The 20,725-nt window shown below is 38.9% G+C and carries 18 protein-coding genes and 2 pseudogenes; 16 read left to right on the top strand and 4 right to left on the bottom strand.

Annotated elements, in window-relative coordinates; genetic code table 11:
* Both CDZ78_RS08590 and CDZ78_RS08585 read left to right on the top strand, forming a co-directional pair.
* The coding region (locus tag CDZ78_RS08590; RefSeq protein ID WP_211200762.1) for a VapE domain-containing protein at positions 1-1,103 on the top strand (1,103 nt) is incomplete at its 5' end.
* 446 nt (positions 1,104-1,549) lie between these two features.
* Positions 1,550-1,888, top strand: coding sequence for a hypothetical protein (locus tag CDZ78_RS08585; RefSeq protein ID WP_087869649.1), 339 nt, complete (start codon positions 1,550-1,552; stop codon positions 1,886-1,888).
* A 225-nt stretch (positions 1,889-2,113) separates the two neighbouring features.
* Here CDZ78_RS08585 and CDZ78_RS08580 read toward each other — a convergent pair whose 3' ends face one another.
* Complete coding sequence (locus CDZ78_RS08580) at positions 2,114-2,509, bottom strand: hypothetical protein (RefSeq protein WP_140413948.1); 396 nt, start codon at positions 2,507-2,509, stop codon at positions 2,114-2,116.
* A gap of 503 nt (positions 2,510-3,012) precedes the next feature.
* A pseudogene (locus tag CDZ78_RS08575) lies at positions 3,013-3,132 on the bottom strand (recombinase family protein); the annotation flags it as partial.
* 562 nt (positions 3,133-3,694) lie between these two features.
* Here CDZ78_RS08575 and CDZ78_RS08570 point away from each other — a divergent pair.
* From CDZ78_RS08570 to CDZ78_RS08555, 4 genes are all read left to right on the top strand, one after another.
* Positions 3,695-4,372 (top strand): Lcl C-terminal domain-containing protein, encoded by a 678-nt coding sequence (locus CDZ78_RS08570; protein WP_087869647.1) that lies wholly within the window; start codon positions 3,695-3,697, stop codon positions 4,370-4,372.
* Between the two features lie 504 nt (positions 4,373-4,876).
* A complete protein-coding gene (locus tag CDZ78_RS08565; protein WP_087869646.1) occupies positions 4,877-5,683 on the top strand; it encodes an Lcl domain-containing protein in 807 nt (268 codons plus the stop codon).
* A gap of 72 nt (positions 5,684-5,755) precedes the next feature.
* Positions 5,756-6,517 carry a hypothetical protein gene (locus tag CDZ78_RS08560; protein ID WP_140413946.1) on the top strand — a complete coding sequence of 254 codons (762 nt, stop codon included), beginning with the start codon at positions 5,756-5,758 and terminating at the stop codon, positions 6,515-6,517.
* Positions 6,496-7,251, top strand: a complete 756-nt coding sequence (locus tag CDZ78_RS08555) for an Lcl C-terminal domain-containing protein (protein ID WP_140413945.1) — start codon at positions 6,496-6,498, stop codon at positions 7,249-7,251. Before CDZ78_RS08560 ends, CDZ78_RS08555 begins: the two co-directional genes overlap by 22 nt.
* Before the next feature lie 53 nt (positions 7,252-7,304).
* Here CDZ78_RS08555 and CDZ78_RS08550 read toward each other — a convergent pair whose 3' ends face one another.
* A complete protein-coding gene (locus tag CDZ78_RS08550; RefSeq protein WP_373862460.1) occupies positions 7,305-7,721 on the bottom strand; it encodes a hypothetical protein in 417 nt (138 codons plus the stop codon).
* Positions 7,693-7,998, bottom strand: coding sequence for a hypothetical protein (locus CDZ78_RS21155; RefSeq protein ID WP_140413943.1), 306 nt, complete (start codon positions 7,996-7,998; stop codon positions 7,693-7,695). Before CDZ78_RS21155 ends, CDZ78_RS08550 begins: the two co-directional genes overlap by 29 nt.
* Before the next feature lie 595 nt (positions 7,999-8,593).
* Here CDZ78_RS21155 and CDZ78_RS08545 point away from each other — a divergent pair.
* The 10 genes and pseudogenes from CDZ78_RS08545 to CDZ78_RS08500 form a co-directional block, all read left to right on the top strand.
* Positions 8,594-9,265, top strand: coding sequence for a recombinase family protein (locus CDZ78_RS08545; protein ID WP_087869642.1), 672 nt, complete (start codon positions 8,594-8,596; stop codon positions 9,263-9,265).
* A gap of 523 nt (positions 9,266-9,788) precedes the next feature.
* Positions 9,789-11,453 carry a methyl-accepting chemotaxis protein gene (locus CDZ78_RS08535; protein ID WP_087869640.1) on the top strand — a complete coding sequence of 555 codons (1,665 nt, stop codon included), beginning with the start codon at positions 9,789-9,791 and terminating at the stop codon, positions 11,451-11,453.
* Complete coding sequence (locus tag CDZ78_RS08530; protein WP_087869639.1) at positions 11,454-12,188, top strand: OmpA family protein; 735 nt, start codon at positions 11,454-11,456, stop codon at positions 12,186-12,188. It abuts the gene before it with no gap.
* Between the two features lie 2 nt (positions 12,189-12,190).
* Positions 12,191-13,327 (top strand): HNH endonuclease, encoded by a 1,137-nt coding sequence (locus CDZ78_RS08525; protein ID WP_087869638.1) that lies wholly within the window; start codon positions 12,191-12,193, stop codon positions 13,325-13,327.
* A gap of 69 nt (positions 13,328-13,396) precedes the next feature.
* Positions 13,397-13,768, top strand: a complete 372-nt coding sequence (locus CDZ78_RS21145) for a hypothetical protein (RefSeq protein ID WP_140413942.1) — start codon at positions 13,397-13,399, stop codon at positions 13,766-13,768.
* A gap of 1,667 nt (positions 13,769-15,435) precedes the next feature.
* Positions 15,436-16,992: a type I restriction-modification system subunit M gene (locus CDZ78_RS08520; RefSeq protein ID WP_087869637.1), complete on the top strand. Its 1,557-nt coding sequence runs from the start codon at positions 15,436-15,438 to the stop codon at positions 16,990-16,992.
* Positions 16,989-18,182 (top strand): restriction endonuclease subunit S, encoded by a 1,194-nt coding sequence (locus CDZ78_RS08515; protein WP_373862459.1) that lies wholly within the window; start codon positions 16,989-16,991, stop codon positions 18,180-18,182. The genes CDZ78_RS08520 and CDZ78_RS08515 overlap by 4 nt, the downstream gene beginning before the upstream one ends.
* Positions 18,179-18,799: pseudogene (locus CDZ78_RS08510) on the top strand (type I restriction endonuclease); the annotation flags it as partial. The gene CDZ78_RS08515 and the pseudogene CDZ78_RS08510, both read left to right, overlap by 4 nt.
* 1 nt (position 18,800) lies before the next feature.
* Entirely contained in the window at positions 18,801-19,544 is a 744-nt protein-coding gene (locus CDZ78_RS08505; protein WP_087869636.1) for a restriction endonuclease subunit S, read from the top strand.
* Positions 19,541-20,725 (top strand): HsdR family type I site-specific deoxyribonuclease (locus CDZ78_RS08500; RefSeq protein ID WP_140413941.1); only part of this gene is annotated, 1,185 nt, incomplete at its 3' end. The genes CDZ78_RS08505 and CDZ78_RS08500, both read left to right, overlap by 4 nt.

The raw sequence follows: 20,725 nt of genomic DNA, 5'->3' as shown, positions 1-20,725 counted from the left end.
TAATTAAAGGCGTTCCAGGACTAGATGGGAATGATCGGAACTCCTTGATTGCATTTATGAAAGATAAATGTAGGACGTACAAAATCAGTAAGGGTATTGTTGATGATCAACTAGATACCATCATTGAGAGCAATGTTATTAATCCAGTGAGAGATTGGCTTGCGGGCATTACACGCACAAAGACAAACAACCCAGTCCATGAGCTTGTCGACCTTTTGCCTGTGGATAATAAGGAGTGGGTTAAGATCGCCTTGTATAGGTGGCTAATACAGTGCTGTGCTGCCGCTGATATGGCAAAACATGGGGGCAAACATCCTGATGCCATCCCTAAGTTTGAAAGCGTGCTGATGATGTGTGGGGGACAAGGACTGCATAAAACTTCTTTTGTCAGGAGCTTACTCCCTGAGGAGCTTCATAAATACACAAAAGACGCTGTTCGGTTAGACCTAAAAGACAGGGGCTCCATGCTTAATGTTCTTAGGTGCTGGATCCCAGAGCTTGTAGAGCTTGACGCGAAAAGCGAGCAATCAGAGTTAAACGGCTTCTTGTCGAAAGAGGAGGATGAAATAAGGTTTCGCTATGCGAGGAAACCTATGACTATACGTAGGCATGTGTCTTGTTTTGCCACTGTCAATAGGGAACATCCCCCCAAAGGAACGACTTGGAATAGAAGATTCCTGCCCATTTTTACTAAAAGCAGGTTAGATTACCCCCGTGACGCTAAATTTGATTACACGGACTTGTGGGCGTTTGTGTGGCAGGAGTACACCAGTGGCGCGCAGTGGTGGCTTAAGAGCGAAGAAGAGGCCTTACAGCAGGAATCACTTAGCAACCCTGAGGATAGAGCGTTAAAAGATATTATTTGGAATGTGTTTCATTTTATTGACGAAACAACGGGGGAGGCACTTAAGAACAGAACAATTAAAATGACTAACTCCCAAATAATTAAGGCGTTACCTAAAAATATAAAAAATAACAGATCTAACCAGATGGCTGTAAAAAGAGTTTTAAAGGGGTTGGGTGTGAAGCATAAAAGGAGGACTTATTTTATGCCCCCGAGGTGTGAAGCTGAAAAGAACAATCAAGGGGGGATGCCGATATAAAATTAGCACTCTGTCATTTTGTTTTATGGTTGGGCATAGGAAGAGCAACGCGATAGGAGGTATTACACAAGCACGCACTAAAAGGGCTTAGAGTCGCCTTACGAGACCTAAACTTATTTAAGCCACAGGGTATAGTCCCCGCCTTGTATCGCCTCTAAGCCTCACTTGTAGGGCTTTGCTAAAGAATAACCTAATGTGGTCTTAGAGGTGTAAAAACAATAAACAATGTTTAGCTTCCCGTGACAAGGATTGAGATGCTAAGAAAACAGAGTCAGATTCCCCCTGTTTTCTAAAATAAGGTATTCCAGAAATGGCGGATATGTGTGTGGGGGGAGGGGGAACGTAACTTTCTCTAAGGGCTGAGACTCGCTTAGGGACGTTTTAAATCCCATGGCTTAAAGCGTCCCTAATTTTTTGGGATGAACCAACTTGTGAGGTACTCTCTAATGTCTAGTTTTTCATTGTCTGATGATTTTATTGCCGCGTCCGAGGCTCTTACAAAGGGTCTGGATATTGTTGCATCTAATGAGGATGTTTTGTTCAACGATCGGGTGAAAGCGATAATGGCTGGGATGATCAGCTTGATCCTTTTGCTCCTTAAGCAATTAGTGGATGATTCGGATTATTCAGATTTTTCAGCTTTTAGAAGGGCGGAGCAGATCACGAGGATTAACAAGCATTTAATTATCTTGGAGAGCTCTCTACACAAGAAACGGGAGTTTGAGAACAAGGAGGATGTCGATTTAATTGGGTTAAACTCATCAATGGGCAGCCTTTTGAAATAAATATATTCTTGGTTGCTTATATTTTTTCAGGTTTTATAGAAGGTTGCCCACTTTTCTTATCCCGAACTCAGGTTAGCTAGGTTGTACGAAATCGTGATGGACGCAGGGGGCATCGAAGATTATAACTAGTCCCGTTAAGCTTTTGCCGCGAACTTGGGCTGGGATGCCCAAAATGAGCTTTCGCAAAAGTAGGGACTCTTACACTTCATTGTGACACACAATACATCACTTAAATAACTTTGAGAACACCCCTCTAATAACTGGTTTATCTGATGATGTTTCGCTTTGTGTCGTATCAATTTTATGTTCAAGTAATGCCATTAATCGAATTTCACGAGCTAGGGAATCGTCTCTAACTTGTTTTATATCGTCCCTAAGCCCATCGACCTGTTTCTCAAGCCATTCTATATGAGACCTCTCAACCTGCACCACTGGCACGGATGTTTTTGTAACCTTTGACGTTGTATTTTGTTTCAGTTCACCGTACACACGGATTAATTCCGCAGTATCAAGAAAACCATCACTATTCCTCGATACCCTACCAGATGAGACATGTCGGTATAAAGTCTGCTTCGATTTTCCGATTAATCGTGATGCCTCGGTCATTGTTACTAATGCCACTTTATCACCCGTAATTGTTATTCTATGAAAGTGTAACTATTAATCACATCATAAAATCATCACATATTTAGAGTGAACACGCCAGTTGTTCACCTACCCTTTACCCATCATGTAAAAGTTATAACCCCTATTTTACCTGCCCTAATGAATACTTGATTTCCGTTCAATCCGCATTTAACAATTACTATTAGTGAGGCTTTATTATCTTGATAACTCACATTAAGACGTATGTATCACTCCATGCAGAGATAAATAACCCTGTGACATTACTATGCGTAAATTGTGAGCAACAATTCTTATATCGTAGTTACTCACAAGAACTGTTGATAAAAGTGTGTGCTACTTTTGAGTAACTGACTGAAGGCCACGATGCATATAGGATAGGGTTATATTGTATAATTTTTGTACAGGGTATTTATTAAGCTACATTTGATTCACAGTTTTACTATGTTCCTAAGTAATGCGACGCATATAACACTATCAAAGTACTGTCACATAAATGGTCGTTTATGTGGTGGTGCTTTTTCCTCATAAATTATTTCGCAACCAGCTGCATTAAGCGTGTCTATTTGTAGTGATGTATCTTGAGAAGATGTTGAAACTCGGGCGTAACCTATTTTCATTTGCTTACTTTTTTAACATGGGTTTTATTAACCATAGCATGAGATATGTTTTTTTACAGCCTTTTTTAACATTATTATCTATAAATAAGGTCTTGTTAATAGTAATTAGCTGTGTTGATGGCGATGTTAAAAATACACTTGTTTTTTTAACTCCCTCTATCAGTGTATCCATACCCCTCTAGTGAGTGTCGAATTGTTAGGATTGCCAAGGGGATGCGTGGTTAAAGAATGAATAAACTAGGTGCGGTGACAAATGGTACGTATCAACAGTGAAGAGTATTGTTGAATGATAAAAGGAAATAAATAGTCTTAACGTAGCTATTTTAGGAGGTATAATCATTGAATAGCAATTGACTTTTAGTCCATATCTGAGGAGTCCATACTTTTAGGAACTCAAAGAGCTTGATGCTGGACCGGAATGCTTTGCCTTTTTTCTACGCAAAAAAACGCCCAGACCTACAGCTAACACGGACTAAAATATTCACTTAGCTATAAAAGTTCCGTTTCCAGTATTTTTAGCGTCTGTTGAATTTAACTAAAAATTATATAAGTGGTGTGAAAAATGAAAAATAGATTTAAACCTGCGGTATTAGTTTCAGCATTAGCTTTGGTGTGTACTCAAAGTGCTAATGCAGATTTTGATTTTAATGAGTATCTGGGTAATCAGGTTTTCGATTGCCCCAATGATACAAATTTTTCGGAGGGGGACTGCCTCTACAGTGTAGGAGATACTGGTCCTGCCGGTGGAAAAGTTTTCTTTGTTTCTAAGAATGGTTCTCATGGTTTAGAAGTGTCACCAATAGATGCTGTTGTTGGTGGTGAATCGGAATTTGAGTGGGGGTGCTATAAAATTGATGCCATTGGCAGTGAAGAAATGGGTCTTGGAGGTGGGAGCATGAATACTCGCATGATTATAGATGAGTGTGTTTCTACATTAGGTGGCCCCACCGCAGCTGACGTAGCAGATAATTTTAAGTATGGTGGCTTTGATGACTGGTATCTACCATCTCATGATGAGTTACACTCCTTACGTGTGAACCTTAAAGATAAGGGCTTGCTTGAAATGGAGTATGATTTTTATTGGAGTTCATCAGAAGATAAGGTGGGCAGAGACCATTATAAAGCTCATAATAATAGACTTTCTTATCAGGAGTATGTCGGGGGGAAATATATGGTGAATGATATTTCTGGTGGCACAAAGCATCTAAAAAGTTTTGTTAGACCTGTTCGTTCTTTCTAGGGTGGTTTTTAAAAACGCCTTAAAGTAAGTATCTGAAGTTTCCCAATTATTGAGTAGCTGAAATACACAATGCTGGTGTATCGAGTTTTATTTTAGGTGGTTTTGCCATGTTTATAGCAAAACCCTACTTAATTCCCCTTAGGCAATAGCATTTGAAATGAATGAAAAGACTATTTTTTTCATATAGTTGTAGCATAGTTTCAATTTTACCATAAATAATTATTGGGAAACTTCAGGTAAGTATTTATGATTAACTTTTGTGGTAACTACTCACCTCCGCTGTTAATCCTGGATGGATTAATAGTCTGTGGTAGGCGAAGGGGAATTTGCCAATCCGAAGTGCGCGATAGCGCGCTCGGGAGGCCAAAGTTTTATCCAGATGAGCCGTAGAGACATTTCGAGGTAGCGTAGCATGGCGCGCCTAAACATCTAATATTCGTCCGTCTAGAGTCTACGAACCTATCCACGCCCATAGGACGTGGTTATTATTTTTAATATAAATTTATGAAAAAATACAATAGATTGATTTGTCTTACCGCCTTGTTGACCTCTGGTGGTTTTTACTCTGCACCTTCTGTTTCTAAGGATATTAGCAAATTTGATCTTCATGCGGATAATGTGCGCAGATCGGCCGCAGTTACTATTAAAGCTAAAGCTAACCTTTCTCTTATTAAAATGATGGAGGATTTGCTTCATAACCAAAATATTAAAATTAAAAAGATGAAAAACTTTTTACCGGAGATACCTCCCATATCGGAGCGTGACACCCACTTAATGTTAAGGTACTGTGATAGCGACATGAAGTTACAGTGGGGTGACTGTTCAACTTATAAAATAGGTGGCATGGGTCAGGCTGGTGGGATAGTTTTTTACGTGTCTGATGATGGTAAGCATGGCTTGGAAATAGCCCCTACTGATGCTGGAAGTTTTTTGTGGGGAATTGCCCTTGCTGAGTGGGGTTGTCTTGATTCGTATGTTGGTTCTACTCAGTCGTCTATTGGCACAGGCAAATCTAATTCTGATAGAATTTTACAGGCCAAATGCGATAAAATTTCTGGTCATGCCATGGCAGCTGAGATGGCGACCAATTTTAGTATCAATGGTTATTCAGATTGGTATCTTCCGTCTATTGATGAGCTAAAGTTAATGTATGACGAATTACAACCTAAGAAAGATAAAACGCATCGCTTATATTGGAGTTCAACAGAGTCTGATTCCCTGTATGCGGATGGAATTGACTCCAATGATGGAGAACCAAAGGCTCACCTTAAGGGTGAAAAATATAGAGTGTGGCCTATCAGGAATTTCTAAATAATATACATCACAGGAAAAACAATGAAAAACTTTAGATTAAACGGTTTGGTTTTACTTTTAATGGTTGGGATGTCATCTCAGGTTCATAGTTCAAAGTCTATTAATCAGTCCGATCTTCACAAGTCGAAGGTTCAAGTTAAAATAAATACAAAGCTGATTGAGGCGAATCATGATCGTTTGACTATCCTTATTCCTGGTCTTCAGTCTTTTAGAGAGGATCTAATAACCTCTCCCCGTATTATTCCTGCACCGGTGTACAGTGAAACAGTACAGTATCTCCGGTTGTGTAAGGATCAATCCAAACCTCAGTGGGTAGCATGTGAACGTAGTTATTCCTTTGGTGATGTCGGGCCTCATGGTGGCTTTGTGTTTTACACAGATCCAGGCGGGTATCATGGATTAGAGGCTTCTAAATTAGTTCTTGGGACTGCCACGTGGTCTTGTGAACCGAATAATCTTAGTGGAGCAAATGGTGAACTGCCTTATGAAGGTCTTGCCAATAACTCTATACTTAAATCAATTAAGTGTGATAGTAAAGTGGGCAAGCCGGTGCCTACTATGATAGACCTGGTTTCTAATCATAAAATAAATGGTTATGAAGGTTGGTTTATACCCGCAAGGGTGACTCTTGTCATGATGCAGCGTAGATTGGCGCTTACGGATATTGCCCCGAAGAACAATGTGACGGATATAGTTTGGTCGTCTACTGAGGCTCTTCCCACTAAAGCCTTTGTCGTTGATCTTTCATCTGGAGCTACCTTAAAATTAAATAAGGATCTAAATCCGAATCTGAAAAATAGCGCTCAGGTGTGGCCAATTCACAAATTCTAATAAAACCTACTTATATAAAGTATACAAATATGAGAAATATATTTAAATTTTCGTTATTGTTGATTTCTTCTTCGTCATTTGCTTATGTCCCTTATATACCGAATGTCCCTTATATACCGAATGAAAAACTACAGGATCTAAAAGAGGTATCTCAACATATATCCAATAATGAAATTAACCAACAGGGAAATACTTCATTCATAGAATATGTTCAGGGTGTGGCTGAAACTATAGTGATGGATACTGCTTCTAGAGTTGTTAAACCTCCGGTGTCTTCTGATGATAAGTTTTCTGGCACGCTTAAAATATGCGGTAAGGCATCAGACACACCCCAGTGGAGCCCATGTTTATCCCACCATGGAAATGGGGATTTAGGTCCCGCTGGAGGCATTATTATCCATTTAAATGCTGATGGTGTTTCTGGTGTAGAGATGGCTTTTGTGGAGGGTTTCATTGGGAATTTAGCGGATTCTAAGCAGTACGTTCTTACCATTACAGAGGGTGGTTTTAGTGATTGGAGACTTCCTAATAACACGGAGCTAAATGCAATTTATCATAATTTGCATATCTCTGGGGTTCACCTGATGAAGGAGGGGTTTTACTGGTCATCAGCATATTTTCATAAGGGTTATGGCATGGTTTACGACATGCAGACGGGGTATGTATTTCCTGAACCTATAGGCGAACAAAATTTAGTAGTGGTGGTAAGGGCCTTTAAAGGGCTTGAATTATAGTCGTAGGGCCGTCCAGCCATTGAGGTAGTCTTAACGAAGCACTGTTTTGTGCATCAGTGTTCCCCTATCTGATTCACCCTCGTAACTAATTTAGCAACAAGCGCATTGATAAAGCTAGTCAGCGACTTTCCTGTCATTATTGCGTTTTGAACAGCCCGAATAGTATATGAGCTTATACGTGCGATTCTTTCATTAAAAAATAATGGATTCACAAATCCTCCCCTTTTTTTGGCTGCTTGCTGTCTTTTCTCAAGATCTTCGGTGTACTTTTTATCAGAAGGGTGAATCAACTCTGGATCTTGTATTTTAGAAAGCTCTTCGACCGTGCGTAATAAGTTGTAGCTCATTGCTGTCAGCCGCATCTGGTTCTTGAGTGAGTTATTATCAGAAGACCATGCTTTTGTTTCTTTCAAATTACTTTTACTGTTATTGAATGCTTTCTCAATCGTCCAGCGCTTGAAGTACAGCATGGCAATCGTTCCAGGGTTGATTGAGCCAGGTAAGGTCGTTATAAAGCGGTGAAGTTTTTTTGTTTCGGGATCGCGATAATTGACAATGTTGTAAAAAATGGCGACCACTATCCACCAAACTGATGCAACGTAACATCCCAAGACGAATAAAGCCAATATCGTTTAGTCCTGGGCATGCTCGCTTCCACAAAGGGTAACGTTCTGCTGATACGGCATTGTCCATGCTCTTATTGCAGTGATCAAAAATAAAGGCATTCAGTGTCTGGGATTCGTACATGAGAGTTTCCGATTATAAGGTTTATAAAACGGAAAATTATAAAAAAATGTTTTTCGTAATTGCAAGCTTTATTTTAGGTTTTTTGTTGTTTTTCCATGTGCTTATCCTGCGAAGAATTTTTAGGATTGATTAAAAATCTGGGAGTAGGATAAGATAATCGCATACCGCCTCTAAAATAAGGCATACTCTCTAAGTTTCTTAGCTATTGTTGCTTTCAATGGAAACACTGATGGTTTTGTGCGTAATTGAGACGGACGCTGCGTAGACGAATGAATTATGGCGCGCCTGTTGCTTGGGCAGGGATGCCCGCCTTGCTTATCATTTTTGCATCCATACCTACGGTATCAACACAATAACCTGCCGACTAAAAATGATTTCCCCTGTACTTCTTGGTTCTCAAGCTAGGGAACTTCTGAAAAGCTTGAATTGCTTAAAAATAAGCGAATGGTGAGTGATCAACCTGGACACTTAATTCAATGACTTCACATCTCTCTCTGTATGAGCATAAATGCTTTGATAAACATACTTTTAGTTAGTTATACATATTATATACGTTCGTTTGTAGTTTGTATAATGGTAATAAAAAGGTGAATTCATGGTTAAGAAAGCAATCGGTTACGTAAGAGTATCAACCTCTGAACAAGGAAGAAGTGGATTAGGTCTAAAGGTTCAAGAATCGGATATAAAGGAATTCTGTAAAAATGAGGGTATCGAGTTAATCAAGATATTATCCGAGGTGGAAAGTGGAAAAGGGTTTGATGCTTTAGAGAAACGCCCTGTATTATCTCAAGCATTAAATTGCGCTAAAAAAGAATCAGCTTATATCATTGTGAATAAGTTAGACCGACTAGGTCGCGATGTTGCTTTTATATCATCGCTAATGGCAAATAAAACCCCATTCATTGCAGCACAACTTGGAAGAGACGCAGACCCTTTTATGCTCCACCTATACGCGGCTCTATCCGAAAAGGAACGGGAGTTGATTAGCACTAGAACAAAGGCGGCTCTACAAATATTAAAGGCGCGAGGGGTTCAACTAGGTAATCAAACAAATTTAAATGAAGCACGGCTAAAGAGCAATGCAATAAACAAGAAGCTAGCCAGTGACTTCGCTAGAACCGTAAGCGACATTATCGATGGGTATCGGATTAAAGGTTTATCAATGGGGAATGTGGCTAATGAATTAAATAAACTAGGCGTAAAAACTAGGCGCGGTGGCAAATGGCACGCATCAACAGTGAAGAATATTATTGACCGACAAAAATAAGCATCTTTAGGAGTGGCTAACAACGCACAAACTTGCAAAAGTAAGATCCCCGCCAATGGCAAGATGTTACGCAGGTTGCAGCCTTAAGTTTCCAGGATGAACGTGAGGAAATTGTCCACTCTCGCCAACTTACCGATCGAACATGAAGCGCGCTTATAAACCACCTTCCTGTCATGCAAGCCAAGGAGGCAATGAAGAACCCCCGTTTTGTGGCTTAAACGAGCGTATTTCCCGGCTCATAAAACGGCTTGAAAATGGGCACGCTTCACAGCCCATTACCGCTAAATTTAGGCATAAAAAAAAACATCGAGAAAACGCCCAGCTCTACAGCTAATACGGACTAAAAATCTTCACTTCGCTAAAGCTACGTTTCCAGGATTTTCAGAGGCGACAGAACCAGTTCACATACTACCAGCGCTTTATCCATAGAAGGCGCAAATAAATTCACCAACCAGAACGTCCGCGAGTGAGAGAGGGCTGGTTTAAAATACATAATTGCTAAAAAAATATAAGGTCAAAGTATATGTCTACACTTTTGGAATCATTATTAAAAGGAACTACCCCAGGGTTTATTACAGAGGTTTTTTTCTGGCTTATTATTGTCAGTTTATTGTTTGCTATCTGGTTTCGAAAAACAGGGAAATTTCCTTCTTATGTTAACTATTCGGCAACCTTATTAACCTCGTTAGGTATTTTAGGGACTTTTATAGGGATTGTGATTGGTTTACTGGATTTTAATGCAGAAGATATTGATGGAAGTATCGGTTCATTATTAGCGGGGCTTAAGACAGCATTTATAACTAGTTTAGTAGGGATGGCTGCATCAATTATTTTTAAGTTGTTAGAGGCAATTCCTTTGTTTGTGAAAGATGAAAGAATTGATTTACAAGATGTTGGAGCAGAAGATTTGTATCGAGCAATTAATGATCAGGGACGATTGATGCTTGAGTCTTCACTGGTACAGCAAGGATTATTGACGGATTTAAAGCGTGCTATTGTTGGAGGAGAAGATGATACTTTAGTCAGCCAGGTGAAGTTGTTGCGTGGTGATATGAATGATAATCATAAAACTTCGAAGACGATGGACGAACGCTTAGCAATTATTCAGACAGTGAGTACTAAACAACAGCAAACTTTCCAACAATTTTCTGATAAGTTATGGATTAGATTGCAGGATGTTGCCGATACAATTGCTAAATCAGCTACAGAGGAAGTCATCAAGGCTTTAAACGATGTAATTACGTCATTTAATAATAATTTGATAGAGCAGTTTGGGGATAACTTTAAAGCACTGGATGAATCAGTGAAAAAGTTAGTGGTTTGGCAGGGAAAATATGGCCAGCAAGTTGATGAGATGGTTAAGCAATATACTTTAGGGGTTTCTGCTATTAAACAAACAGAAACCTCTGTAGCTAATATTAGTGATAAATCGTCTCAGATAAATGAAACCATGAAAAACCTGCAAGAGGTTATGCAAGTTAACCAAGAGCAAGTAGAAACATTAGGTGGGCATTTAGGTGCTTTTAAAGAGATGCGAGATCATGCCATTGAAGCTGTACCTGTGATACATAAACAAGTGAAAGTTATTGTGAATGATATTGGAAAAGCAGTTGATACGGTTAAAGTTGGGTTTGTTGAAAGTACCGCGGACTTTACTAAATCGGTTAAGGAAACTAACGAAAGGTTAACGGGGACTTCTGACGAAATTGGTAAGCAAACAGGAGTTATTCGTGATCATTTTCATAGCACTGTAACGGAGCTAAATGCTAATGTACGTGATATGGCTGCAAAAATGGCTAATGAGTCTAAAGCGTTAAGTTCAACTTTGCAGGATGCTAATAAACAAACAATAGCTGATATTTCGCACGTTCAGAAGATTGTTGTTGATAGTGTTGAGCGTATGCAGAAACAATTTGAAAATGTTTTAGAAGAAATATTTCAGGCACAAACACGAGAGGTAGGGAAAACATTTAAAGCGTTAGAAGAAGAAATGAAAAATGCAGTGGGTAATACAGGTAATGCAGTTGATGAACAAATAAAAAACATTGAGGATGCAACCGCCGAACAAATTACTAACGTGATGAATGAGATGGGGCGAGCTTTATCATCAATTGCACAGAAATTCACTAAAGATTATAGCAAGTTAGTGAATGAAATGTCAGATATTATTGATAAGAAGGGACGTTAAATGAGTCAGAATAAATCTTCTTTTTTAAAAAGAAAATCACACGGTGATGAAGAAGTACAATGGCTTTCTGTCTCTGATTTGATGTCAGGTTTGATGATGGTTTTTTTATTTATTTCTATTGCTTTAATGCGGAATGCTTTTTTAGAACGGGATAAGGTTCAGATTGAAAAAGATAAAATTAAATACATTGCGTTGGCTTACCAAAAGAATCAGGGAGCTATATATGATGGATTGATGGAAGAATTTGAACAAGATTTGGATAAATGGGGAGCTGATATTGATAAAGATACTTTATCTTTTGTTTTTACGTCGCCAGATGTTTTATTTGCTAGCGGTGATATTGCTATTCGACCTCAGTTTAAAGCTATCTTAAATGATTTTTTTCCACGCTATCTTAATGTGTTATTAAAGTTTTCTGATTCTATTGATGAGGCACGTATTGAAGGGCATACCAGTAGCATTTGGAATAGTGGAACAACAGTTGATGCTGCGTATTTTAAAAACATGTGGTTGTCTCAGGGACGAACACGCTCTGTTTTACAGTATGTGTATTTGTTAAAGAGTATTAGGAATAATAAGGATTGGGTTAAAAAACATATTTCTGCAGTTGGTTTTTCTTCATCTAAAGTGGTCATGGAGAATGGGGTTGAAAACCACGAGCGATCCCGCCGAGTTACCTTTAGAGTAATTACTAATGCAGAAACTCAAATAAGGCAAATTATTGAAGGAGTCTAATTGTGAAAATCAAGGTTGATTTTTCTGATTTATTTGCTTGTGCTAAAGAGATGGGAGCGACAATTGTTAAGGAGAATATGATCTCTTCACCTAATGCAAGTCATGGTCTTTCCAGAGAAGAATGGGCCCCAATTAAGAAGGAAATTGATTTAAACGAAATTGGTAGTACCCAAGGACTGTTGCGTTTTATTGATGAGCGAGGTGTTGATCAACAAGTATTGCTATATATTGAAGATCATGGTTGGAGTATTGAAGATGCTCTTTATGATATCAAAAAACGTCGTAAATTTCATGTGGCAGACTGTTCTACTTTACAGAAAAAAAGAGGCGATGGGACATTTGAGCGATATGTAATGACGAATGATTTTAGTAATCAATTTTCTATTACAGGAATGGAAAAAAAGTCAGTAAAAGTAGAACTTCAAGTTTGTAAAAATTGTTTAAAATCATTGAATTATAAAAATTATAGTTGTAACCTGGATGTTTTTAACAAATTCAGTATTTCAGAATTTTTTGCTACTTACAGTTCTTTCTTTGCAAGCTTGCCTTCTCGCGTTTCCGGTGAAGATGATGGATCCTATACTGATGACTGGAAAATTATTTCAGCAAAATATCGAGCTAGTAAAAATTACTCTTGTGAGTACTGTGCAGTTGATTTATCAAAAAACAAACACTTACTACATACACATCATAAGAGTGGCGTAAAAACAAATAACAATTTATATAACTTGCAGGCACTTTGTATAGACTGTCACCGTAAACAGGCTCATCATGGGCATTTATTTGTTCACCATGAAGATATGGTGACGATTAATAATCTTAGAAGAAACCAGGGGCAGTTAAAACAGGACAATTGGAGAGAAGTCTTTAAATTTGCAGATGCTGCATTACATGGATTGTTAGCTAAATGTGAACATGATCGTTGCATAAAGCCTGTTGTTGCTTATGAGATGCTGGGAGGTTCTGACGAAATTATTGCTGAATTAGAGTTAGCTTGGCCGAAGTCTAAGAACTGTATCGTGATAAATGATGACCACGCTAGAGTTGCACGGTCCCACGGATGGCATGTTTGGACGATGATTGAGGCAATGGATGATTTTCTCAATTTCAAAGTAAGCGTCAATGAAAGTAGACATTAATTCCTTCAAGATCGAGATACGAAACGCCATACCTGACATAAAAGAAAGCCTCGTAAATAATGACATCCTTTGGAAATTGGTCGCAGCCACACCACCGTTAGCCGAGAGGTAGCGCGTAATACTGGAAAAAGAGGCTATCGATACCAACAGGCACAGAACAAAACGACGGCAAGACATAAGGACCAGGCGCGCCATGCTACCTCACAACATTCTGGGACTCCTGTCACCAACATTCATTCGCCTACGCAGCGAATGGGAGATGCCCTGGTCGCCCTGCGTCCGTCTCAACTACGCACAAAACCCTGCTCCGTTAAGACTACCTCAAAGGCTGGACGGCTATTCGGAATGCAATTCTTGCCTCCCTCGCGCGCTACTAGCGCACTTCGGATCAGCGAATTGCCCTGTCGCCTACCAGGGACTAAATATCATCACTCCGCTTAGGCTCCGTTTCCCTGATTTTAAGCGAGTGTAGAAGTTATTTATCTGAGAATCTATAGTTTTTATTTTTATCTGATTTCATGATAGTGCTACAGCGACAATTTGGGCAACTTACTTCTTTATAACATTTCATTCGAGGAATTATGATGTAAACCTTTTACTTCTCCTAATTATTTAAGTGAAATAACAGATTTAACCCACTACCCATTTGTTCTTTTGCGACAGAATCACGGAGGAACCCCTGTAGGGTTTGAGTGTTGGTTTAAGAGGTGTTTTGGAATAAGGCTTTTAAAGCGGACTTACAGGGTCTTCGAGAGGCGACCCTGTAAGTTTTATTAGGGTAAGCTGTTAAAGTGGCTTAAAAGCGATATTAAGCCACTTAGAAAAGAAACAGGCGCGCCATGCTACCGAAGAGATTAGAGTCTCAGAGCTCTAATGAAGAATCCTATTCAGAGTACTCGGATTCAAGTGTTGAAATATCAGCCTCGCCCAAAATAGGGGATTCCACATTTGACGGATATACGCGTGAGAAAGTTACTTTCTCTAAGGACTGAGACTCTCCAAAAATTAAGGTCTAAAAGGGCTTCCCCTTAATGCCTCTCTGGAAGACAAAACCCATTGAACCATTTTAGGAACGCGCGCATTCCTAAATTTAGTCCCTGTAGGGCGCATTCTGCAAATTCTGAGATATCCCGTTCATGTGGGGAATCTATTGGCTCCCTACGGGACGTATTGATAAAGCATGGATAACAAAAACACGTTATCCACCCCTTACCAACACTAGCCAACAGATTCCCCACAATCACTGTCAATCACAGCAATATGATTTCTCTTAAACCGCGCTCCGCGCATCAATAATAATAAATTGTATTTTTGAAAAGAAGAAAGAGATAGATGGTACAGCCATTTAGCCCCTAAGGCAGGCCTACGAATCCCCTTTCACAGCCCCCCCCTCCCACGACTGCTTTAAAAAAACAGATAATATAGGCTTGAGTTTCTGTGTATCTTGGGATCGAGTTACTTGAGTTTTTAAGCCCCTTTCACTACCGTTACGCCCTGCGCGTTACCAGATATGTTACATATCCGCCCCTGCTCCAAACGCGCCACTTTTTGCATTATAAAATTCAAATCTCGCAATCAAAACGGCTATAAGCTTGCGACTTCTACTTTATACAAAAAATGCCTTATGGGTTGCCTTAGCAAAGTCCTTGATTGGCAACACTGTCCTGACCTATTCCAAAACATCTTGAGTCCAAAATAGGGGCTGAGCTTGAAAGGAGAGAGAAAAAACTTGAAATGCTTAACAAATGAGAAGCTAATTAAGATATAATTAACGTCCGTTTGATAGCAAGAGTGTGTCTCTTACTTTCAAGCTGTGGTGAGTGTTTGAATCACTCATACACAACCTTTATAAAAGGCAAAAAACCCAAGTACTTAAAAATGCTTGGGTTTTTTTTTGCCTTTAAGCCCTAAACTTTAAAAGTTCAGGGCTTGTTTCTAAACCTGAAAGAGGAAATATCAGGTTTTATTGCCAATAACCTTAACCCATACAACCAAGACATAGCAAGTTTAGCTGTAATTTATAGCTATTTTTCAATAGTCTCTTTTGTCTTATCTGGGTCATATTTTTAAGTCGAGCTTTAAAACATAATTAAAACAGGTATATCACCATGACAAGTACACAACAACGTAGCGAACTACAAAGCCAAATTTGGAAAATTGCGAATGAGGTTCGTGGGTCAGTCGATGGTTGGGATTTTAAGCAGTACGTATTAGGTGCTTTGTTCTATCGGTTTATAAGTGAAAACTTTGCCAGTTACATTGAAGCTGGTGATGGTAGTGTTCATTACGATGTTTTTTCCGATGATGATACTCGCATTGCAGCAATCAAAGACGATGCCATTAAAACCAAAGGCTATTTCATCTACCCCAGCCAACTGTTTTCCAACACAGCCGATAATGCCAATACTAACGATAACCTAAACACCGATTTAGCCTCGATATTCTCCGCTATTGAAAGTTCAGCCAATGGCTACCCTTCTGAACCTGACATCAAAGGATTGTTCGCTGATTTTGACACGACCAGTAATCGTTTAGGTAATACTGTTGCCGATAAGAACAATCGCTTAGCTGCCGTACTGAATGGTGTTAAGGGGCTAGGGTTTGGTAAGTTCCAAGACAACCAAATAGATTTATTTGGCGATGCCTACGAATTTTTAATTTCTAACTATGCCGCTAATGCAGGTAAATCAGGGGGTGAATTTTTCACGCCACAATGCGTGGCCAAGTTGATTGCTCAACTGGCGATGCACAAGCAAACAACGGTCAATAAAATTTATGACCCTGCCGCAGGTTCTGGATCCTTATTATTACAAGCAAAAAAACACTTTGATGCGCATATTATTGAAGACGGTTTTTTTGGTCAAGAAATAAACCACACCACCTATAACCTAGCGCGTATGAATATGTTCTTGCACAACATTAACTACGACAAGTTTAATATGATGTTAGGTAACACTCTAACTGAGCATAAATTTTGGGATGATAAACCCTTTGATGCCATTGTCTCTAACCCTCCCTACTCAGTAAAATGGGTTGGCAGCGGAGACCCCACACTGATTAACGATGAACGTTTTGCGCCTGCAGGCGTATTAGCCCCAAAATCCAAAGCTGATTTTGCTTTTGTATTGCATTCCTTAAATTATTTATCCAGCAAAGGCCGTGCGGCGATTGTTTGCTTTCCGGGGATTTTTTATCGTGGTGGAGCCGAGCAAAAGATCCGTAAATATCTAGTCGATAACAACTATGTAGAAACCGTTATTTCTTTAGCACCCAACCTGTTTTTTGGCACCACCATTGCGGTTAACATCTTAGTGCTTTCCAAACATAAAACTGAGAACACAACCCAGTTTATTGATGCCAGTGGATTGTTTAAAAAAGAAACCAATACTAATACCCTCACCGAAGAACATATCAAGCAAATTGTAGATGCGTTTGATGATAAAAATAATGCCGACTATTTCGCTCAATTGGTAGAACACAATGTTATAGCCGACAATGACTATAATCTATCGGTCAGTGCTTATGTAGAAGCTGAAGACACACGCGAAAAAATTGATATTACCCAACTGAATGCAGAACTAAAAACGACAGTTTCCAAGATTGAACAGTTACGCACTGATATTGATGTCATTGTGGCGGAGATTGAGGGAGGGGATAAAGAATGAGTGATGTGCGTTTTATAGAAAAACTGCTGGATGGTGTTGAGGTTAAATGGAGAGAAGTTTCAGAAGTTTTTACTTTAAAGAATGGCTATACTCCAAGCAAAAATAAACCTGAATACTGGATAGATGGGGATATCCCATGGTTTAGAATGGAAGACTTAAGAACCAATGGAAATATCTTAAGTGATGCAATTCAGCATGCACATAAAAATGGGATAAAAGGAAAATTATTTCCTGCAAATTCAATCATTATGTCGACGACAGCCACAATTGGTGAGCATGCCCTTGTGACAGTTGACTATCTGAGTAATCAACAATTCACAAATCTCACTGTAAAGAGTGATTTTTGTGAATCGTTAGATATTAAATTTGTTTTTTATTACTTTTTTATCCTAGCGGGAAAGGCAAAACAATCAATAAATACATCAAGCTTTCCAAGTGTACAAATGTCAGAATTGAAAAGGTGGGGTTTCCCCATCCCTCCCCTAAGCATCCAAACTGAAATCGTTCGCATCTTGGACACATTCACTACGCATACAGCTGAACTTACAGCTGAACTTACAGCTGAACTTACAGCACGGGAAAAACAATACAACTACTATCGCGACCAACTATTAACCTTTGAAGACGGGGACGTGGAATGGAAGGCGTTGGGTGAAGTGGCAGAGTATGAGCAGCCAACTAAATATCTTGTAAAGTCAAATGTATATAATAATGAATTTAATACTCCAGTTTTGACAGCTGGCAAGACCTTTATTTTGGGGTATACAAATGAAATAGATGGCATTTATAACGCACAAGAAAATCCTGTTATTATTTTTGATGATTTCACAACCGCAAACAAATGGGTAGACTTTGATTTTAAAGCCAAATCATCAGCGATGAAGATGATTACATCAAAAGGTAAACCGGATGTCTTATTGAAATATGTTTTTCATTGGCTAAATACATTGCCTAGTGAACTGATTTATGGCGACCATAAACGTCAGTGGATTAGCAATTATTCTAAAAAGAAAATCCCCATACCCCCCTTAGCCGAACAAACCAGGATCGTCAGCATCTTAGATAAATTCGATGCCTTAACGAACTCGATCAGCGAAGGTTTGCCTCGTGAAAAAAAGTTGCGCCAACAGCAATATGAATATTATCGCGATTTACTGTTGAGCTTTCCAGAAACTGAGACAACGGTATGACCGATTATAAAGCCATTGCTGAATCGAATAACTTTATCATCTTGGATAAATACACCAAGTGTTCGCAGGTTAATGAGTCCTATCAAAGCGAGTCTGATTTAGAACGGGAGTTTATCACTGATTTAGTAAACCAAGGTTATGAATATCTACCAAGTTTAAACAACCCTGAAAAAATGCTGGCTAATGTTCGCGTGCAGTTGCAATCGCTAAATAAAGTACAGTTTTTAGAGGAGGAATGGCAGCGCTTTGTTGAGCAATATTTAGATAAGCCTAGTGATAATAGCATTGATAAAACGCGTAAAATCCATGACGACTTTATCTATGACTTTGTTTTTGATGATGGGCATATCCAAAACATATACCTATTAGATAAAAAAAACATTGCACGCAATAAAGTGCAGGTGATTAAGCAGTTTGAACAAACAGGTACGCAGGCTAATCGCTACGATGTGACGGTTTTAGTTAACGGTTTACCTTTGGTTCAGATAGAGCTAAAAAAACGCGGTGTCGCTATCCGTGAAGCCTTTAATCAAGTGCACCGTTACAGCAAAGAAAGTTTGAATACAGATAACTCACTGTTTAAATATTTGCAGCTGTTTGTTATTTCAAACGGAACCTTTGGACACATTCACGACGCATACAGCTGAACTTACAGCTGAACTTACAGCTGAACTTACAGCACGGGAAAAACAATACAACTACTATCGCGACAAACTCTTAACCTTTGAAGATGGGGAAGTGGAATGGAAGGCGTTGGAGGACATAGCGGAAATTTATGGAGGTCTAAGGGGGAAAAGCAAAAATGATTTTGAAAGTGGTAATGCTCGTTATGTCCCATATAAAAACATTTTCTTTAACATAGATGTTGACTTTGACAGTCTTGAACTTGTCAGTGTCTCCGCTTCCGAAAAACAAAACTCTGTTCAATATGGCGATGTGTTATTCACTGGCTCGTCTGAAAATGCTGAAGAAGCTGGTATGTCGTCAGCAGTTACAATAGAGCAAAAAGACGATGTTTACCTGAATAGTTTTTCGTTCGGAATTAGATTTAATGACGATATTCGTTTTATTCCTGATTTCTCAAAGTACTTATTTCGCAGTAGTTTTATGCGTACAAAAATTTCGAGAACTGCTAACGGAGTGACTCGATTCAACATATCCAAAGCACGTTTTAAAAAAATAAAAATCCCCATCCTATGCCCTGCCGAACAAACGCGTATCGTCGATATATTAGATAAATTTGATGCACTAACGCACTCAATCACCGACGGTTTGCCACGTGAAATTAAATTGCGCCAGCAGCAATATGAATATTATCGAGATTTGCTGTTAAGCTTTCCAAAATCTGAAACAACGGTATGAACGATTATAAAGCCATTGCTGAATCAAATAATTTTATCATCTTGGATAAATACACCAAGTGTTCGCAAGTTAATGAATCTTATCAAAGCGAGTCCGATTTAGAGCGTGAATTTATTACGGATTTAAAAAACCAAGGATATGAGTATATTCCCGGTTTAAACAACCCTGAAAAAATGCTGGCGAATGTTCGCAGGCAGTTGCAAACGCTAAATAAAGTACAGTTTTTAGATGAGGAATGGCTGCGCTTTGTTGAGCAATATTTAGATAAGCCTAGTGATAATAGCATTGATAAAACACGTAAAATACATGACGATTTTATCTATGACTTTGTGTTTGATGATGGGAATATCCAAAACATATACCTATTAGATAAAAAAAACATTGCACGCAATAAAGTACAAGTTATTAAGCAGTTCGAACAAGCAGGTACGCAGGCTAATCGCTACGATGTGACGGTTTTGGTCAATGGGCTACCTTTGGTACAAATAGAGCTAAAAAAACGCGGTATCGCTATTCGTGAGGCCTTTAATCAAGTTCACCGTTACAGCAAAGAAAGTTTAAACGCTGACAACTCACTGTTTAAGTATTTACAGATATTCGTGATTTCTAACGGTACAGATAGTCGCTATTTCGCCAATACCACCCAGCGTAATAAAAATAGCTTTGATTTCACCATGAATTGGGCAAAATCAAATAACGAATTGATTAAAGATTTAAAAGATTTCACCGCTACTTTTTTTCAAAAACAGACCTTGTTAAATGTGTTGCTACATTATTCTGTGTTTGATGATAACGATACTTTGTTAGCGATGCGCCCTTATCAAATTGCTGCGACCGAACGAATTCTTTGGAAAATAAACAGCGCCTATCAAGCGAAAAAATGGGGTACGCCTGATAGTGGTGGCTATATCTGGCATACCACCGGCTCAGGTAAAACCTTAACCAGCTTTAAAGCGGCACGTTTAGCGACTGAGCTGGATTTTATTGATAAAGTATTTTTTGTGGTGGATCGTAAAGATTTAGATTTTCAAACCATGAAAGAATACCAACGTTTTTCACCCGATAGCGTTAATGGTTCAGAGAATACCGCAGGGCTAAAGCGTAACCTTGATAAAGAAGACAATAAAATTATTGTTACCACCATTCAAAAGTTAAACAACTTAATGAAAGGTGAAGGCGAC

The sequence above is a fragment of the Bathymodiolus platifrons methanotrophic gill symbiont genome (genome assembly GCF_002189065.1).
Classification (GTDB): domain Bacteria; phylum Pseudomonadota; class Gammaproteobacteria; order Methylococcales; family Methylomonadaceae; genus Methyloprofundus.
Note: the sequence above shows the minus strand (reverse complement) of the source record. Positions and strands in the feature narration are given on the sequence as shown.

Bases quoted from the DNA above. Each gene is read 5' to 3' on its own strand.
- CDZ78_RS08530 (WP_087869639.1), top strand. From the start codon at position 11,454: ATGAGTCAGAATAAATCTTCTTTTTTAAAAAGAAAATCACACGGTGAT.
- CDZ78_RS08585 (WP_087869649.1), top strand. From the start codon at position 1,550: ATGTCTAGTTTTTCATTGTCTGATGATTTTATTGCCGCGTCCGAGGCT.
- CDZ78_RS08570 (WP_087869647.1), top strand. From the start codon at position 3,695: ATGAAAAATAGATTTAAACCTGCGGTATTAGTTTCAGCATTAGCTTTG.
- CDZ78_RS08560 (WP_140413946.1), top strand. From the start codon at position 5,756: ATGTCATCTCAGGTTCATAGTTCAAAGTCTATTAATCAGTCCGATCTT.
- CDZ78_RS08565 (WP_087869646.1), top strand. From the start codon at position 4,877: ATGAAAAAATACAATAGATTGATTTGTCTTACCGCCTTGTTGACCTCT.
- CDZ78_RS21155 (WP_140413943.1), bottom strand. From the start codon at position 7,998: ATGTACGAATCCCAGACACTGAATGCCTTTATTTTTGATCACTGCAAT.
- CDZ78_RS08535 (WP_087869640.1), top strand. From the start codon at position 9,789: ATGTCTACACTTTTGGAATCATTATTAAAAGGAACTACCCCAGGGTTT.
- CDZ78_RS08550 (WP_373862460.1), bottom strand. From the start codon at position 7,721: ATGCTGTACTTCAAGCGCTGGACGATTGAGAAAGCATTCAATAACAGT.
- CDZ78_RS08520 (WP_087869637.1), top strand. From the start codon at position 15,436: ATGACAAGTACACAACAACGTAGCGAACTACAAAGCCAAATTTGGAAA.
- CDZ78_RS08515 (WP_373862459.1), top strand. From the start codon at position 16,989: ATGAGTGATGTGCGTTTTATAGAAAAACTGCTGGATGGTGTTGAGGTT.
- CDZ78_RS08545 (WP_087869642.1), top strand. From the start codon at position 8,594: ATGGTTAAGAAAGCAATCGGTTACGTAAGAGTATCAACCTCTGAACAA.